Annotated in this window: 15 protein-coding genes; 5 read left to right on the top strand and 10 right to left on the bottom strand. The window is 64.3% G+C overall.

Features of this window, described 5'->3' with window-relative positions; all coding sequences use genetic code 11:
• Positions 1 to 30: 30 nt before the first annotated feature.
• The 4 genes from BGN95_RS18765 to BGN95_RS18750 form a co-directional block, all read right to left on the bottom strand.
• Complete coding sequence (locus tag BGN95_RS18765; RefSeq protein ID WP_286773646.1) at positions 31 to 927, bottom strand: bestrophin family protein; 897 nt, start codon at positions 925 to 927, stop codon at positions 31 to 33.
• A 74-nt stretch (positions 928 to 1,001) separates the two neighbouring features.
• Positions 1,002 to 1,211: a hypothetical protein gene (locus BGN95_RS18760; RefSeq protein WP_265311408.1), complete on the bottom strand. Its 210-nt coding sequence runs from the start codon at positions 1,209 to 1,211 to the stop codon at positions 1,002 to 1,004.
• Between the two features lie 34 nt (positions 1,212 to 1,245).
• Positions 1,246 to 1,809, bottom strand: coding sequence for an HdeD family acid-resistance protein (locus BGN95_RS18755; protein ID WP_265311407.1), 564 nt, complete (start codon positions 1,807 to 1,809; stop codon positions 1,246 to 1,248).
• Positions 1,810 to 1,942: 133 nt separating this feature from the next.
• On the bottom strand, positions 1,943 to 3,583 hold the full coding sequence (locus tag BGN95_RS18750; RefSeq protein ID WP_286773645.1) for an OFA family MFS transporter: 1,641 nt from the start codon (positions 3,581 to 3,583) through the stop codon (positions 1,943 to 1,945).
• 731 nt (positions 3,584 to 4,314) lie between these two features.
• Between BGN95_RS18750 and BGN95_RS18745 the strand changes: the two genes are divergently transcribed.
• Positions 4,315 to 5,049 carry a Crp/Fnr family transcriptional regulator gene (locus BGN95_RS18745; RefSeq protein ID WP_265311405.1) on the top strand — a complete coding sequence of 245 codons (735 nt, stop codon included), beginning with the start codon at positions 4,315 to 4,317 and terminating at the stop codon, positions 5,047 to 5,049.
• A 21-nt stretch (positions 5,050 to 5,070) separates the two neighbouring features.
• Here the strand turns inward: BGN95_RS18745 and BGN95_RS18740 are convergent, their stop codons facing one another.
• Positions 5,071 to 5,793: a Crp/Fnr family transcriptional regulator gene (locus BGN95_RS18740; RefSeq protein WP_265311404.1), complete on the bottom strand. Its 723-nt coding sequence runs from the start codon at positions 5,791 to 5,793 to the stop codon at positions 5,071 to 5,073.
• A gap of 156 nt (positions 5,794 to 5,949) precedes the next feature.
• Between BGN95_RS18740 and BGN95_RS18735 the strand changes: the two genes are divergently transcribed.
• The 4 genes from BGN95_RS18735 to BGN95_RS18720 all read left to right on the top strand — a co-directional run bounded on the left by BGN95_RS18735 (position 5,950) and on the right by BGN95_RS18720 (position 10,786).
• Positions 5,950 to 6,159 carry a hypothetical protein gene (locus BGN95_RS18735; RefSeq protein WP_286773644.1) on the top strand — a complete coding sequence of 70 codons (210 nt, stop codon included), beginning with the start codon at positions 5,950 to 5,952 and terminating at the stop codon, positions 6,157 to 6,159.
• 162 nt (positions 6,160 to 6,321) lie between these two features.
• Positions 6,322 to 7,815 carry an ATPase domain-containing protein gene (locus BGN95_RS18730; RefSeq protein WP_286773643.1) on the top strand — a complete coding sequence of 498 codons (1,494 nt, stop codon included), beginning with the start codon at positions 6,322 to 6,324 and terminating at the stop codon, positions 7,813 to 7,815.
• Positions 7,815 to 10,427: a GAF domain-containing hybrid sensor histidine kinase/response regulator gene (locus tag BGN95_RS18725; protein ID WP_286773642.1), complete on the top strand. Its 2,613-nt coding sequence runs from the start codon at positions 7,815 to 7,817 to the stop codon at positions 10,425 to 10,427. Before BGN95_RS18730 ends, BGN95_RS18725 begins: the two co-directional genes overlap by 1 nt.
• Entirely contained in the window at positions 10,424 to 10,786 is a 363-nt protein-coding gene (locus BGN95_RS18720) for a response regulator (RefSeq protein WP_286773641.1), read from the top strand. Before BGN95_RS18725 ends, BGN95_RS18720 begins: the two co-directional genes overlap by 4 nt.
• 37 nt (positions 10,787 to 10,823) lie before the next feature.
• Here the strand turns inward: BGN95_RS18720 and BGN95_RS18715 are convergent, their stop codons facing one another.
• The 5 genes from BGN95_RS18715 to BGN95_RS18695 all read right to left on the bottom strand — a co-directional run.
• A complete protein-coding gene (locus BGN95_RS18715; RefSeq protein ID WP_286773640.1) occupies positions 10,824 to 10,940 on the bottom strand; it encodes a DUF2474 domain-containing protein in 117 nt (38 codons plus the stop codon).
• Positions 10,940 to 11,944, bottom strand: a complete 1,005-nt coding sequence (gene cydB, locus BGN95_RS18710) for a cytochrome d ubiquinol oxidase subunit II (RefSeq protein WP_286773639.1) — start codon at positions 11,942 to 11,944, stop codon at positions 10,940 to 10,942. The genes BGN95_RS18715 and cydB overlap by 1 nt, the downstream gene beginning before the upstream one ends.
• A 3-nt stretch (positions 11,945 to 11,947) precedes the next feature.
• Positions 11,948 to 13,360 carry a cytochrome ubiquinol oxidase subunit I gene (locus BGN95_RS18705; RefSeq protein WP_286773638.1) on the bottom strand — a complete coding sequence of 471 codons (1,413 nt, stop codon included), beginning with the start codon at positions 13,358 to 13,360 and terminating at the stop codon, positions 11,948 to 11,950.
• 69 nt (positions 13,361 to 13,429) lie between these two features.
• Positions 13,430 to 15,697, bottom strand: coding sequence for an FdhF/YdeP family oxidoreductase (locus tag BGN95_RS18700; protein ID WP_286773637.1), 2,268 nt, complete (start codon positions 15,695 to 15,697; stop codon positions 13,430 to 13,432).
• A gap of 214 nt (positions 15,698 to 15,911) precedes the next feature.
• Positions 15,912 to 16,115: EAL domain-containing protein (locus BGN95_RS18695; protein ID WP_286773636.1), on the bottom strand; the 204-nt coding region annotated here is incomplete at its 5' end.

Here is a 16,115-nt window from a genome sequence, read left to right as displayed (position 1 = left end):
CCGTCCTCCAGCGCTCAATGCTTGGGCCGGCTACCGCAATATGCCGTCGCGCGGTTCCTGGGGCGCCGGCAGCTCCTCGCAGCCGAGCAGCGAGAGCATCTCCCGCTCGACCGTCCGCCGCAAAGCGTAGAGCGGCAGGCAATTGGGATCGATGCCGAACGGATCTTCGAGCTCGTGGCCGAGCGCGTCGAGGCCGAAGAAGGTATAAGCGACGAGCAGCACCGGGAGCAGCGTCCACCAGTCGAGCGATCCCGCCAGCGCGAACGGCAGGATCACGCAGAAGACCAGGGCGGTGCGCTGCAGCAGCAACGAATAAGCGAAGGGAACCGGCGTGGTTGCGATCCGCTCGCACGCACCCTGGATTTTCGCGAACTTGCCGATCTCGGCGTCGATCACCGAATAATGGATCGGATTGACCGTGCCGTCGCGCATCAGGCCGAACGCGCGCTGGCCCATTTGGTCCAGCACCGCATTGACTGGATTGGGGCCTTTCGCGCCTTGGCCGATATCCACCCACAGCTTGATCGCCGCCACGTCGTCCGCGCCGCGAAGCTTTGCGACGAGGCCCGAGGCGAACGCGCAGACGCCGCGCAGGAAGGCCACGCGATCCGGCTCGTCGAGTTGCGAAACGACCCGCGCGAGCGAGCGGCCGGATACGATCAATTCGCCCCACAGCTGGCGGCCTTCCCACCAGCGCGCATAGCAGGCGTTGTTGCGGAAGCTCATGAAAACCGAGAGCGCAATGCCGATCAAGGTGAAGGGAATCGCGGAAATGCGGGCGAAGATGCCCGGATGGGCCTGCGCCGCGATAATCGCCACGACGCTGACGCATGCGATGACGCACAGCCGCCGCGTGATGCGCGGCAGGATCGATCCGTTGACGGCGATCGCGATGTCTCTGAAACTCGGTTGCGATCGTACGATCATATGCGCTTAGGCCCCTGAACGAGATGATAGGCGTGCCCCTGTCGCCCGGTAGCGGGTGAGGCGGGCACGGCATTTCAGCCAGTGTTGCCCGAGCGCTCGGCGATGATCTTGTCGATCTGCTGTATCTTGTGCTCGATGAACGCGTCGCGCGTCATCCCCGATTTATGCCAGAGCGCGTTCAGCGTCTCGTCCTTGTCGAGCCACTGGTTGCGGATCTCGTGATTGAGCTTGAGCCGGCCCTCTTCCTGCCGTCCAAACGAGCCTTTGCCATGATCTTCGGACATTGCTTTTTGCTCCTTCTTCGTCTTTCGTCTGGCGCTAGGCCGCCGGTTGCCGCCTGAGGGCGAACGCAAGAGTCGTGAGGAATAGGCCGCGGAAGAGGAAGCTGAACCCCACGATCGCGGCAACGAAGACAAGCCCGGACACGGGGCCGCTGAAGACGAGATAGGCGCCGAGCGCGATATCCAGGACACCTAGCAGGACCCGCCAGGCCTTGTGATATGCGCCGGTGATTCCGTAGCCAAGCTGCGAGATACCCGACACGACCAGCCAGAACCCCATCGCCCAGGCGAGCGATGCAGCGCCCTGCAACGGATCGAACAGTGAAAAGAGACCCGCCAGAATGGCGATTACGCCAAGCAGGATCTCCAGCACCTTGGCGCCGGTGGTGAGCGCCGATATCCCGGCCGCGATCGCGAACACGCCATAAGCGACGAGCGCGACCCCGAAGACCAGCCCCGCGGCGAGGCCGGTCGAAAGCGGGTTGAGCAACGCGAATATGCCGAATGCGATCAGGAGAAGCCCATAGATCAATATCCAGCCCCATTTGCCGGATACGGGATGCGTCACGCTCCAAAGATTGGCGAGCTTATCGTCATTCATTCCAACTCTCCCTGTTGATGGCGAGTTTTGTCATTGTCGAACGGGAGCGGGCGCGTGAAGTTGCGCCGGGACGGTCGCTTGTCGCGGTCGGCGGTTACCGGTCATCATAGTCGGATGATCCGTACGGCTCTTCTCATTTGAGCAGCACCGCGGCCTTGGCGGCGGTCTCGTAAATGCCCCAGGCAATCGGAATGCACACCGCGGCCCATGCCAGAAGGGCGATCCCGCCCGTATCGCGCTGCGCCGCGATCTGCGGCCGTGCCGCCGCGGGGGCTGTCGCGCCCGAGGCGGTCGGTGGCGCATCCTCGGGCATATGGAAGCGCGCATCGACCGGCCGGATGAGCAGGTTGAGGATGAACGCCACCACCAGAAGCGCGGCGAGCGTCCAATAGATGGGCTGATAGACCTGATCGCGCGGCACGCCGGCCGCGATCCGGCTGTCGCGGATCGTGGTGACGATGAACGGGCCCAGCACGCCGGCCGTCGACCAGGCGGTGAGGATCCGACCGTGGATCGCGCCGACGAACCTGGTTCCGAAGAGATCGGCGAGATAGGCCGGGACGGTCGAGAAGCCGCCGCCATACATCGAGGCGCAAATGCAGAAGGTAAGGATGAACAGGCCGATCGACCCGCCGATCAGCGCCGGGGCGACGAAGCCGTAGAGCAGCGCGCCGAATGCGGTCATCACCCCGAAGGTGAGCTGGCGCCCGAGCCGGTCCGATGACGTCGCCCATAAGAACCGGCCGCCGATGTTGAAAAGGCTGATGATGCCGACGAACCCCGCGCCCACCGCGGCAGCGGCGATCTTGTCGGCCGGCGAGAAGGCGGTGAACAGCGTTGCCGGCTTATCGATCAGCCGGCCACCGAACACCTCCTGGAGCATCGGCGATGCGACGCCAATGATCCCGATCGAGGCCGATACGTTGAGCAGGAGCACGCCCCAGATCAGCCAGAATTGCGGCGTCTTGTGCGCGTCGCGCAAATGCACATTGTGCCGGCTGATCGCTGCGCGCTCCTCTCCCGGCCCCTCCCAGCCGGCGGGCGCCCAATGTTCGGGCGGAACGCGAAACCCGAAGGCGCCGACCAGCATGAAGACGGCGTAGACGAGCGCGAGCACGAGGAAGCACTGCCATACCCCGACATCGCTTGCCGAGGCGAAATGCCGCATCAGCAGGTCGGCGAGCGGGCTGCCGATCATCGCGCCGCCGCCGAAGCCCATGATCGCCATCCCGGTCGCCATGCCGCGGCGATCGGGGAACCATTTGATCAGCGTCGAAACCGGGGTGATATAACCGATGCCGAGCCCGATTCCGCCGAGCAGTCCGGTGCCGAGCCATAATATCCAGAGCTGGTGGAGCGAGACGCCGAGCGCGCCGAGCGCGATGCCCCCGCACCAGCAGCATGCCGCGACCACCCCCGCCCGGCGGGGGCCGACGCGTTCGAGCCAGCCGCCCCACAGCGCGGCTGCGGTTCCCAGCACGACGAAGAAGATCGAATAGGTCCAGACGAGATCGCTCACCCGCCAGTCGCAGCTCGTACTCGTCAGCGCCTGGATCAGCGTCATATTCTTGCAGACGACCGGATCGCTGATGCCGATCGCGCGGGAGAGCGGGAGCCAGAAGACGCTGAAGCCATAGGCCATGCCGATGCAAAGATGGATCGCCAGCGCGCACGGCGGGACCAGCCAGCGATTATAGCCGGGGCGTGCGACGATATTTTCCCGATCGAGCAGGCCGGGGGAAGGCAGCCCCGTTGTCACGCGCGTCGATGCCATTGGTCGCTCGAGATTCATGGTCTTCCTCGCAATTGCGGCACCATATTTTCTCCGCGCACGCAGATCGCGGGCATGGATGATCCGCTCCAGAGCGCGCCGATCACATCATGCGCCAGCCGGGCCGGATCGTCGGGAGGATGGGGTCCGGCCCGGCTGGCTCGATCTTGGGCAGGGGGCTGGGGGTTCTCGCTGCCCTCGATCATCCGTCAGAAATCCATTCCTCCTATCCCGCCGCCCGGCACCGCCTTCCAGTCGGCGGGAGCAAGCCACGTGCCAAGTGAAGATAGGTGTGGATTCAATATGTTGCGGCGCCAAGCGCGCCTCAAATGGACAGGATGTCCGCGCGGCCTCCGACAAATTGTCCTGCCGGAAGACTCATCTCGAGTCCGTCGACAACACCGCCGATAATCAAGGTGGTTGTAAATTGCGCAGGCCGTATGTGGGTTCGTTATGATGAAGAAACGATCAAAGTAAAATCAAGTTAACTCGTGAAATCTTTTTTATATAGGCGTCATGTTGTCCATTTCAACGGATTACATTGCTATAAGATGAACGGCTATTGAAAGCGGGTCGAGAATTTGTCTTCTTGGAACCCGATGGTTCCGTTGGTGTTATGATCGAAAGACGTTAGGTCAACTTGTGTTTGGCTGCGATGACTGGTTGCGGATGACCTTTGGCGCCTGGAAGCGCGTGCCTCGTTCGCTGCGACCTCTCGCGGCGAGGAGGCAAATATGGCGGACGCCAATGTTGAATCGAATGCGCTGCTGGCGGAACTCGAACCCACCGTGCGCGCGCGCTTTCTCCCTTATTTCCAGCGCGTCGACCTGCGCCGCGCCGATGTGATCCACAGCGACGGCCAGATGGTGGAATGGGTCTATTTCCCGCTGACCGGGCTGGTCGCGGTGCTGACGCAGACGATCGCCGGCGAGAGCGTCCAGACCGGGATGATCGGGTGCAACGGCGCCGTCGGCGTGCTAGAAGCGTTTGGCAGCGGCCGCTTCCGATCGCGCGGCGAGGTGCAGATTCCCGGCACGGCGCTGCGCGTGGGGGTCGGGCGGTATCGCGAGATGGTGCATTCCTCCCCCGCGCTCCAGGCGGCGGTCGAGCAGCATCTCGAGATGCTGGTGACCGAGGCTCGTCAACTGATGGCGTGCAACGCGCTGCACCCGATCGAGGGCCGGCTGAGTCGTTCGATCCTCGACGCGCTGGACCGAAGCTGCCTCGATCGGGTCTTGCCGCTCACGCAGGAAGCACTCGCCCAGATGCTCGGCGCGCAGCGCACGTCGGTGTCCGGTTGCATCGCCAAGCTGCAGCGGCGCGGCCTGATCCGCAGCAGCCGGGGCGCGATCGAGGTGCTCGACGTGGCGCGGCTGGAGCAGGTCGCCTGCGATTGTCGGGTGAGCCTCGCATTGGCGAAGGACGAAATCTGGACCACGCCGGATCGCCAGCGGTCGGCGTCCGGATAGCGGTCAGCCGGCCGTCGGCGGTCACCCGTCGCAGACGTCGTCCGGCGCGCGATCGATCTCCTGCCGGGCATAAGCGATCGTCCGGCGGCACGAGCAGGCTGCAGCTTCGAGACGGTCGAAATCGATGATGTCGACGCCCCCGCGACGGCTGCGGATGAGTCCCCCGCGCTGGAGCGCGGACGAGGTGACCGCGATCGTCGACCGTTGCACGCCCAGGATGTTGGCAAGCTCCTCCTGCGTCAGCGTCAAATGACTGCCCTGGTGGCTGCGTGCCGATGCGTCGAGCAATACCCGGCACAAGCGGTTTTCCACGCGATGGATCGCGGTGCAGGCGACGAGTTGCCGGGCCTCGATCAGCAGCGCTTCGACGTGCTTGTGGATCGCCACGCGGAGATTGGGCGAGTGATCGAACAGCGCGCGATAATGCGAGGCCCGGATGCGCCAGGCGGCGCCGCCGATCTGGACGAGCGCCCTGGCATAGCTCAGCCGGCTGCCGCAGGCCTCGAAGGCGCCGAAGGCACCGTTGCGGCCCACCATGCCGCCGCTGACGCTTTCCCCCTCGATGCTTTCGGAGGCCATGCAGATCAGCGCATTGTCCGGAAACCAGACCCAGATCACCTCCTCACCAGTCTCCTGGAGGACGTCACCGCGCACGAGTTCGACGCTTTCGAGATACGGCGAGAATTTCATCGCGACCGCCGGCTCGATCTCCGCCAGAATCTCGTTTTTGGGATTGAAGGTCATTTTCCTCCGCAAGCACCCGGCGCCGCTCCGGAACGTAACTGAAGAGAGATCAGGTCCCGGCTCTCGACCCGTTCGATTTTGCGGCCGCTGGAACCCGGCGGCCTGCGGGCGCTTTTAGGCGATGGCAATCACGGACCGGCAGCGGAGACGGAACGCATGACGCTCAATGCGGAAGAGCAGCCTCTCAAGGTCGACGTGCTCAACGGCGAGGTGGTCATGACCGGGCCGCGCGTCGCCATTGCGTTGCGGCCCAGCGCAGCGACCGAGACGGCGCGGCGGCTGGTCGCGGCCGCGGAGCTGGCGATCGAGCAAGCAGCAGGCGTGCCGGTTCAGCCTCTCGAAGGTGGTGCTGCGTCCAATGATTAGCAGGCATCGGGGCCGCGAAGCCGAGGTCCCCCAAAACGATAGCAGAAAACCGCGGCATCCTATCAGCATAGCGGACTCAATCGCGCGCTTCTGTTCGGTATCAAACACAACGCGCGAGCGTAGCCGATTATAGCGCGCCCTTGTTCATTGAGGGACGCACCTATGGAACTGGCGTATCGCCCCACGGCCCTGATTCCGACGGGCGTCCCGGGCCTCGATCCGATTCTCAGCGGCGGCTATGCGGAAAACCGCATCCATCTGATCGAAGGGCAGCCTGGATCGGGCAAGACGAGCATGGCGCTCCAGTTCCTGATGGACGGCGCAAAGCAGGGGGAGCTTGGCCTCTATATCACCCTCTCGGAGACGGCGGCCGAGCTTTATGCGGTGGCCGCCAGCCACGGCTGGACCTTCGACGGCATCGAGCTTTTCGAACTGATGCCGCCCGAACTTTCGCTCGATCCCAAGGCCCAGCAGACGGTGCTCTATTCCTCGGAGCTCGAACTCGGCGAAACGGTCCAGATGGTCATGGCCGAGGTGGAGCGGGTCAAGCCCAAGCGGCTCGTGTTCGACAGCCTTTCCGAGATCCGGCTGCTCTCGCAAGGCTCGTTGCGCTATCGGCGTCAGGTCCTCGCGCTTAAGCATTTCTTCCTGAAGCTGGGGTGCACCGTGCTGATGCTCGACGATCTGACCTCGGAGCAGGATGACCTCAACCTGCACAGCATCAGCCACGGGGTGCTGCGCCTCGAACAGGTCGTCGCGCTCTACGGCGCCGAGCGGCGGCGGCTGCGCTGCATCAAGATGCGCGGTGTCAAATTTCGTGGCGGCTATCATGACTTCACGATCGAGCGCGGCGGCGTTCACGTCTATCCTCGGCTCGTCGCCGCCGACCATCATGTCGATTATGCGGCCGGGGTGATCGGAAGCGATGTGCCTGAGCTCGATTCGCTCGTCGGCGGAGGGCTGGATCGCGGCACCAGCACGTTGATCATCGGCCCGTCGGGCTCGGGGAAATCATCGCTCGCGCTTCAATTCGTCTATGCTGCGCTCAAACGCGGCGAGCCGGCGCTCGCCCTGGTGTTCGACGAGATACGCAGCGTGTTCCTGCGGCGCGCGGCGGGCATGGGCTTCGAACTTCGGCCGTTCATCGACCAGGGATTGCTCCAGCTGAAGCAGATCGATCCGGCGGAGCTGACGCCGGGCGAGCTTACCGCCCGCGTGCGCGACGCCGTGGAGGGGCATGGCGCGCGGATCGTCGTCCTCGACAGCCTGAGCGGCTATCTGAACGCGATGCCCGAAGAGCATTTCATGATGCTGCAGATGCACGAAATGCTCTCCTACCTGAACCAGCAGGGGATCGTGACGATCCTGGTCCTCGCCCAGCACGGCATGGTCGGACAGATGGCGAGCCCGGTCGACCTCACCTATCTCAGCGACGCCGTGATCATGCTCCGCTTCTTCGAAGCGGGCGGCAGGCTCAGGCGGGCGCTCTCGGTGCTAAAGAAGCGCACCGGCCATCACGAGGAAACGATCCGTGAATATCGGATCAGCGCCCATGGGGTTTCGGTCGGCCACGCGTTGACCGAATTCCAGGGCGTCCTGACCGGCGTGCCGACCTATACCGGCGCGGAAGCGGACCTCCTCAACGAGGCGCCTTGATGATCGCTGCGCCGCCCGTCCTAATCTGGGCCCCGGTCGGACGCGATGGCCCGGTCATCCAGCGACTGCTCGGCGATGCGGGGATCGCGAGCCGGGCGTGCGAGGGAATCGATGATCTGCTGCGCGGGCTCGATGAAGCCGCCGGCGCGGTCATCGCGCAGGAGGGCCTGCTCGGCGCCGACTTCGCGCGCGTCGACGAATGGATCAAGGGCCAACCGAGCTGGTCGGATTTTCCGTTCGTGCTGCTGTCGCATCGCGGCGGCGTGATCGACCGCCGCATGGTCGCGCTTCTCGGCAACGTGACGGTGCTCGAGCGGCCGGTCAATCAGACCACGCTGATCTCCGCCGTCGGCTCGGCGCGCCGCGCGCGGATGCGGCAATTCCAGGCGGGCGAGCATCTCGCCGAGCAACTGCGCATGCGCCGCGCGCTCGCCGAGGAAACCCGGACTCTCGGCATTCTCAACCAGCTCGGCGCGACGCTGAGTGCCGAGCTCGATCTCGAACGCGTGGTGCAGGCGGCGACCGACGCGGGCGTCGCGCTGACCGGCGCCGAATTCGGCGCGTTCTTCTACAATCTCGTCGACGAGAAGGGCGAATCCTACACGCTTTACACCTTGTCCGGCGCGCCGCGGAGCCGGTTCGCCTCCTTCCCGATGCCGCGCAACACCGTGGTGTTCGCGCCAACCTTCTCCGGGGAGGGGATCGTGCGCTCGGGTGACATCACCCGCGATCCCCGCTACGGGCGGAATGCGCCTTATTCGGGGATGCCCGAGGGGCACCTGCCGGTTCGCAGCTATCTGGCGGTTCCCGTCGTCTCGCGCAGCGGGGAAGTGCTTGGGGGCCTATTCCTCGGCCACTCCGAACCCGATGTTTTCGGAGAATCGGCCGAGCAACTGATGGCGGGCGTCGCCGGCCAGGCCGCGACGTCGATCGACAATGTCCGCCTGTTCATTGCCGAGCAGCGCGAGCTCGAGGAGCGGCGGCGCGCCGAAGCGGAGTTGCAGCGCCAGCGCGACGAGTTCCTGACGCTGGCGAACAACATTTCGTCGCTGTGCTGGCTCGCCTACGGCGACGGCACGATCTTCTGGTACAATTTGCGGTGGTACGAATTCACCGGCGCGCGCGAGGGAGACGATTTCGGCTGGGAGTCCGCGCACGATCCGCTGGTCCTGCCGGAGGTGCGCAGGCGCTGGCACGATGCGCTGCAAACCAGCGAACGGTTCGAGATGATCTTTCCGATGCGGCGGCACGACGGGGTCTATCGCCAATTCCTCTGCCGGATCGTGCCGATCAGGGACGAGACGGGGCAGGTCTTCCGCTGGTGCGGCACGCATGCCGACATCACCGAGCAGCGAGAGGTCGAGGCCGCGCTCGAAGCGCGGGTCGCGGAGCGCACGATCGACCTGCAACGCGCGCTAACCCGCCTCGAAGAAGAGGCGGCGGAGCGCGAGCGCGTCGAAGAAGCGCTGAGACAATCGCAGAAGATGGAAGCGATCGGGCAGCTCACCGGGGGCGTCGCGCACGATTTCAACAACCTGCTGACGGTGATCATGTCCGGGGTCGATGCGTTGCGCCGGCCGGACATGAGCGAGGAGCGCCGGTCCCGCTATATCAACGCGATCGCCGAGACGGCCGATCGGGCGGCAAAGCTCACCTCCCAGCTGCTCGCCTTTGCCCGGCGCCAGCCGCTGCGCGAGACCGTGTTCGACGCGGCGGACAAAGTCGGCCGCATCGTCGAAATGCTCGCCAGCGTGGTGGGGTCGCGGATCCGGATTGGCACCGATCTGAAGCTCTCGCCCGCGCCCGTGAAGGCCGACGTCATTCAGTTCGAAACCGCGCTCGTCAACATGGCGGTCAATGCGCGCGATGCGATGGGCGGCGAGGGCACGATCACCCTGACGGTCGACGCATGTCGGCAGATTCCGGCGACATCCGGGCAGGCGGCGCTGCCGGGCGAGTTCATCATGGTCAGCATCACGGACAGCGGGGTCGGCCTCGCCCAGGATCAGATCGCGCGGATCTTCGAACCGTTCTACACCACCAAGGCGATCGGCAAGGGGACCGGGCTTGGCCTCAGCCAGGTATATGGCTTTGCCAAACAATCCGGCGGCGACGTTCGGGTAGAAAGCACGCCGGGTCACGGCGCTACTTTCACGCTCTATCTACCCCGTGCTTCCGAAACGGACCTGGCGGTCGAGCCGGCGCCCGAAGTGGAAAGCGTCGAAGGGGGCGGGCGCGGCCGGATTCTCGTTGTGGAGGATAATGAGGACGTCGGCGAGCATGCCTCGCAGCTGCTGTCCGATCTTGGCTATCAGACCGTGCTCGCGCCGGACGCGCACGAGGCGCTGCATCTTTTGGAGGAAGCGGACGAGCCGTTCGATCTGGTGCTGACCGATGTCGTGATGCCGGGCGGGATGAGCGGCGTCGAACTGGCCCGGACGCTCGCGCGAAGCTATCCCGACCTGCCGGTGATTCTGACCAGCGGCTACAGCGACGTCCTCGCCGACGAAGGGGCGGGCGATGTCGAACTGCTGCGCAAGCCTTATTCGATGGATGCGTTGGGCGCGCTGGTCCGCCGCCTGATCAAGCCCAAGGTCGAGCGCGTCTCGTGAGCGACCTCGACGGCAAGCGGATCCTGATCGTCGACGACGAACCGCTCATCGCGATGTTGCTCGAGGATATCCTTGCCGACCTTCGCTGCGTGATCGTCGGCCCCGCCTTCGATATCCCCGAAGCAGAGCGATTGGCGCGCAGCGAAGCGATCGATGCCGCGATCCTCGATCTCAATGTCGAGGGCCGGACCAGCCATTCCGTCGCCGCGCTGCTGCAGGCCAGGCGGATCCCCTTCGTCCTGGCGAGCGGGTATGACGACGGCAGTCTGCTGCCGGGGGCCGGCGGCACGTTGAACAAGCCGTTCCGTCCCCATCACGTGAGGGCGGCGCTCGAAGATTGCCTTGCCGATACCGGTTGAGGGGGATTTCCGTTACCGGCCCTTATCGCCTTCCTGGCTAGGGCTTGAGCGCGAGGCGGATGAGGCCGGCGACCGCCCCCAGCGCGAGGACGCTGCCGCACCAGATCGCGGCCATCCACGCGAGCCGCTTCGACAAAGGCGCTTGTTCGGCCATCAATGATAGCCCTCGGTCCCGGCCTTGCCGCGAAACACCCAATAGGCCCAGCCGGTGTAAGCGAGAATGATCGGGATGATGATGACCGAGCCGATCAGCATGAAGGACTGGCTTTGCGCGGGCGCGGCGGCATCCCAGATCGTGACGGCGCGCGGGACGACATAGGGGAACATGCTGATCCCCAGCCCGACAAACCCCAGCAGGAACAATGCCAGCGCCATGAAGAACGGCAGGCGCTCGGCGTCGCGTCTCAGGCTCCAGAGGAAGGTGCCGGCACAGATCACCACCAGCAACGGGACCTGCGCGGTGAGGAGCACGCCGGGCAATGCGAACCAGCGATGCCAATAATCATATTGGAGGAACGGCGTCGCCGCGCTCACCGCCGCCAGCGCGATCAAGGTCGCCACGCCCACGGGGAGCGCAAGATGCCGCGCACGCTGCTGGCACCGTAATTCGGTCTTCCAGATCAGCCAGGTCGCGCCAAGCAGCGCGTAACCGAAGACGACCGCGACGCCGGTGAGCAGGCTGAACGGGCTCAGCCAATCGAGCCAGCCGCCGGCATAAGCGTCGCCGCGGACCTCGATGCCCTGGAGGATCGCGCCGAGCGTCACCCCTTGTGCGAATGCCGCGGTGACCGAGCCGAGCGAAAAGGCGATGTCCCAGAACGGGCGGTGGCGCGGGTCGCGCCAGCGGAATTCGAACGCCACGCCGCGGAAGACCAGCCCGAGCAGCATCGCGATCATCAGCGGATAGGTCGCCGGCAGAATGATCGCATAAGCGAGCGGGAAGGCGGCAAAGAGCCCGCCGCCGCCCAGCACCAGCCAGGTCTCGTTCCCGTCCCATACCGGCGCGATCGAGTTCATCGCCTGGTCGCGTTCCTCGCCGACCGAGAAAATCGGAAACAATATGCCGATCCCGAGATCGAATCCGTCCATCACGACATACGCAAAGACGGCAAAGCCGATGATGCCTGCCCAGACGATCGTGAGGTCGACGTGCGCCATCGCTCATGCCTCCCCGGGAAGATGTGCAGCCACGCTTGCCGCCGGCGTAATCCCCGCCGCGCGCTGCGGTATCGGCTGGGGTTCGGGTTCACCGGCGAGCGGGGGCTTGGACATGAGCCGGAGCAGATAGAAGATGCCCGCGCCAAAGGCTGTGAAATAGACGATCACGAAGGCGAGCAGCGAAACCGCGACCGCAGGTGCGCCGATCGGCGAATGCGACTGCGCCGTCCGCAATAATCCATATATCGTGAAGGGTTGCCGCCCCACTTCCGTCGTGACCCAGCCGGCGATGACCGCGACGAAGCCCGAGGGGCCCATGAGGATCGCAGCGCGTTTGAGCCAGCGCCAGTCGTAGAGCTTGCCACGCGCGCGCGCCAGCAGGCTCCACAGCCCCAATCCGAGCATCGCGAACCCCAGCGCGACCATGATCCGGAACGACCAGAAGATGATCGGTGCCGGCGGCCAGATGTCCCGCGGATAGTCCTTGAGCCCGGGAAGCGGCGCATGGGGATCATGCTTGAGGATCAGCGACCCGATATGCGGCACCGCGACCTCGTAACGAACGCGGCCCTCGTCGTTGCTCGGCAACCCGAACAGGATCAGCGGCGCGCCATCGGGGCTCGGCTCATAGTCCCCCTCCATCGCGAGCACCTTGGCGGGCTGATGTTCGAGCGTGTTGAGGCCATGCTGGTCCCCGGCGAGAATCTGGATCGGCGCGACGATCGCGGCCATCCACATCGCCATCGAGAACATCTTGCGCGCGCCGCGATTGGCCGGATCCTTGAGCAGATGCCAGGCGCCGACCGCGCCGACCGCCATCGCCGTCGTCAGATAGGAGGCGATCACGGTGTGGACGAGGCGATAGGGGAAGCTTGCGGTGAAGATGATCGGGAGCCACGATCCCGCCGGTACGAATTGTCCCTTGACGTTGATCGCATAGCCCGCCGGGGTCTGCATCCAGCTGTTGACCGAAATGATCCAGGTCGCCGAGATGAGCGTGCCCAGCGCGACCATGCAGGTGGCGAAGAAGTGAAGCCCCTTGCCGACCCTGCTGATGCCGAAGAGCATGACGCCGAGAAAACCGGCCTCGAGGAAAAATGCGGTAAGAACCTCATAGGCCATCAGCGGGCCGACGATCGGACCCGCCTTGGTCGAGAAGGCCGACCAATTGGTGCCGAACTGATAGGACATCACGACACCGGAGACGACGCCCATCCCGAACACGACGGCGAAGATCTTCAGCCAATAGCGATAGAGATTGGCATAAACGCCGTTTCCGGTCTTCAGCCACAGCCCCTCGAGCACCATGAGATAGCTCGCAAGCCCGATCGAGAAGGACGGAAAGATGAAGTGATAGGAGATCGTGAATGCGAATTGCGCACGCGCCAGCGTAACGGGATCGAAGTTCGCAATCACAGGCTCTGTCCCCCTGTTCCTTGTTCGTCATTGCCCCATTGACGAAAGAGCTGAGCGGTGGGCGTGGCGCTAGGCAGCCACCACGCGCACGGGTATCGACTTTGCCGCCGGCGTCCCGCTGATGCGATCGTAATAATCGAGCGGCAGCAATGGGTTGAGTTCCGGATAATAGCCGGCGACCGCGCCGCGCGGCATCGGATAGTCGATCACGGTCAGCGCATCGACCCGCCGGCGCACGCCATCGCTGCTGATCGTTTCGAGCGCGACCTGCGAACGTGCCTCGATGCCGCGCGCGATCCGGTCGTCCTCGTTCATGAAGAGAACCATGCGATCGTTGTACACGCCGCGATAACGGTCGTTGTAGCTGTAGATCGTCGTGTTGAACTGGTCGTGCGAGCGCACCGTCGCGAGCCGCAGCATCGCGGGATCGGCGACCGGCTCGTTGACGTCGAGCCCCGGCAAAGGGAGAAAGTTCGCCTTTCCGTTGGGGGTCGGCCAGACCAGCCGGCGCGGCGGAATATCGAGATGGAAACCCTTGGGATCCTTGATCCGCTCGGAAAAATCCGCGTAGATTTCGGGATAGACCTCGGCGATCTTGTCGCGGATCAGCGAATAATCATCGATATAGCGATCCCACGGGATAGCACTTTCCGGCAGCGCGGCCATCGCCATGCGACAGACGATCTCCACCTCGGGCTTGAGATCGGGGCTTGCGGGCGCGAGCACGCCGCGCGACGCGGTCACGTTCGACATCGAATCCTCGATCGTGACGAATTGCTCGCCCAGTGAGGTCTCGATCCGCTCGGAGCGCGCGACCACCGGGAGGATCAGCGCGTCCTTGCCATGAACGAGATGGCCGCGATTGAGCTTGGTGGCGATCCCGACGGTCAGCGCGAGCTTGCGCATCGCCTCATAGGAGCGCTCGGTATCGGGGATCGCGCGGACGAAATTGCCGCCCATGCCGATGAACACCTTGGCGGTGCCGTCGTGCATCGCCTCGACCGTTTCGATCGTATGATGTCCGTGCTCACGCGGCGGATCGAAGCCGAATATATCGCGAACGCGGTCGAGATATTCCTGGCTCGGCTTTTCGTCGATCCCGACGGTGCGATCGCCCTGGACGTTGGAATGGCCGCGGATCGGCGAGATACCCGCGCCGGGCTTGCCGAAATTTCCCTTGAGCAGGAGGAGGTTGGCGACCTGCTGGAGGAGCTGTGAGCCGAACTGATGCTGGGTGAGGCCCATGCCGTAGCAGATGATCGTCGCCTTCGAGCGGATATAGATTTCCGCGCAGCGGCGGATCTGCGCTTCCTCGAGGCCCGAATGCTCGACGATCGCGCTCCAGTCGAGCGACATCACCTCGTCGCGCACCGCTTCCATGCCGATCGTATGCTCGGCAAGGAAAGCGTGGTCGAGAATGGTCTCGCCCTTCGCCTCGCGCTCGAACATCACCTTCATCATGCCTTTGATCAGCGCAAGGTCGCCGCCGATCTTGATGTGGACGAATTCGCTGGCGATCGCGGTCGAGCCGAAGGTCGCCATCTGCAGGACGTCCTGCGGCTCGGTGAAGCGGATCAGCGCCCGCTCGGGCATCGGGTTGACCGCCACGATCGGCGCGCCACGCTTACGCGCCTCGACGAGGTTGGTCATCATCCGCGGCGAGTTGGTGCCGGTATTCTGGCCGATGACGAAGATCGCCTCGGCATGTTCGAAGTCCTCGAGCACCACCGTGCCCTTGCCGACCCCGATCGCGGGCGGCAGTCCGCGGCTGGTCGGCTCGTGGCACATGTTCGAGCAATCGGGGAAATTGTTGGTCCCGAATTGCCGGACGAAGATCGAATAAAGGAAAGCCGCCTCATTGGGGGTGCGGCCCGAGGTGTAGAATTCGGCATGATGCGGGCTTTCCAGCGCGCGCAGATGCTGCCCGATCAGACCGAACGCCGCGTCCCAGCTGATCGGGACATAGCGGTCGCTCGCGGCATCATATCGCATCGGCTCGGTGAGACGGCCCTGCATCTCGAGCCAGTAATCCGATTTCTCCATCAGTTCGGTGACGGTGTGCTGCGCGAAGAAATCGCGCGTGACGCGGAATTTGGTCGCCTCGTGCGCCAGCGCCTTCGCGCCATTTTCGCAGAATTCGAGCGTCTTCTTGCAATCGGCATCGGGAAAGGCGCAGCTCGGGCATTTGAAACCACCCGGCTGGTTCATCGCGAGAAGCGCGCGCGAACCCTTGGTGACGACGCTCTGCTCAAGCAACACCTTCGCCGTTGCAGCGGCAGCGCCCCATCCGCCCGCGGGATGGTCGTAGGGTTTGAAGCGGGGGGCGTCCTCAGCCATAACGACGCATTCCAAGATGCCTATGATCGCTTCATTATAGGAGCGTTCCATAGTGGTTTGCTATGGACAATAGGTCCTCGCAACGTGGACAAATTGTCCCGGATCGGCGTCGCTGATTTCTTATAAACGGCAACGGAAAATAGTCCCGGCCGCATCGATCACCACCTATTCGGGGTGGATCTGGTTTCCGTTGCGAGGATCCGTCCCAGGTGCGTCATGCGGCGTCGTGCCAGATTCCGACGGGGCGGCTTGATTTCGCGCCCTCGACGGTCGGATGCGGCCGCCCGAGCAGATAGCCTTGCGCCTCGTCGCACCCTTGTTCGCGCAGGAATACGAGTTGATCGTGCGTTTCGACGCCTTCGGCGAGCACCGGAATGTCGAGACTGCTTCCCAAGGCGAGAACGGCACGGATGATCGC

Origin of the sequence: Sphingomonas sp. 66-10 (genome assembly GCF_001897045.1) — a bacterium.
Taxonomy (GTDB): Bacteria; Pseudomonadota; Alphaproteobacteria; order Sphingomonadales; family Sphingomonadaceae; genus Sphingomonas; species Sphingomonas lycopersici.
Note: the sequence above shows the minus strand (reverse complement) of the source record. Positions and strands in the feature narration are given on the sequence as shown.

What these genes read in the sequence shown, in the direction of transcription:
- BGN95_RS18765 (WP_286773646.1), bottom strand. Translation starts at nt 927, where the DNA reads ATGATCGTACGATCGCAACCGAGTTTCAGAGACATCGCGATCGCCGTC.
- BGN95_RS18760 (WP_265311408.1), bottom strand. Translation starts at nt 1,211, where the DNA reads ATGTCCGAAGATCATGGCAAAGGCTCGTTTGGACGGCAGGAAGAGGGC.
- BGN95_RS18755 (WP_265311407.1), bottom strand. Translation starts at nt 1,809, where the DNA reads ATGAATGACGATAAGCTCGCCAATCTTTGGAGCGTGACGCATCCCGTA.
- BGN95_RS18750 (WP_286773645.1), bottom strand. Translation starts at nt 3,583, where the DNA reads ATGGCATCGACGCGCGTGACAACGGGGCTGCCTTCCCCCGGCCTGCTC.
- BGN95_RS18745 (WP_265311405.1), top strand. Translation starts at nt 4,315, where the DNA reads ATGGCGGACGCCAATGTTGAATCGAATGCGCTGCTGGCGGAACTCGAA.
- BGN95_RS18740 (WP_265311404.1), bottom strand. Translation starts at nt 5,793, where the DNA reads ATGACCTTCAATCCCAAAAACGAGATTCTGGCGGAGATCGAGCCGGCG.
- BGN95_RS18735 (WP_286773644.1), top strand. Translation starts at nt 5,950, where the DNA reads ATGACGCTCAATGCGGAAGAGCAGCCTCTCAAGGTCGACGTGCTCAAC.
- BGN95_RS18730 (WP_286773643.1), top strand. Translation starts at nt 6,322, where the DNA reads ATGGAACTGGCGTATCGCCCCACGGCCCTGATTCCGACGGGCGTCCCG.
- BGN95_RS18725 (WP_286773642.1), top strand. Translation starts at nt 7,815, where the DNA reads ATGATCGCTGCGCCGCCCGTCCTAATCTGGGCCCCGGTCGGACGCGAT.
- BGN95_RS18715 (WP_286773640.1), bottom strand. Translation starts at nt 10,940, where the DNA reads ATGGCCGAACAAGCGCCTTTGTCGAAGCGGCTCGCGTGGATGGCCGCG.
- cydB (WP_286773639.1), bottom strand. Translation starts at nt 11,944, where the DNA reads ATGGCGCACGTCGACCTCACGATCGTCTGGGCAGGCATCATCGGCTTT.
- BGN95_RS18700 (WP_286773637.1), bottom strand. Translation starts at nt 15,697, where the DNA reads ATGGCTGAGGACGCCCCCCGCTTCAAACCCTACGACCATCCCGCGGGC.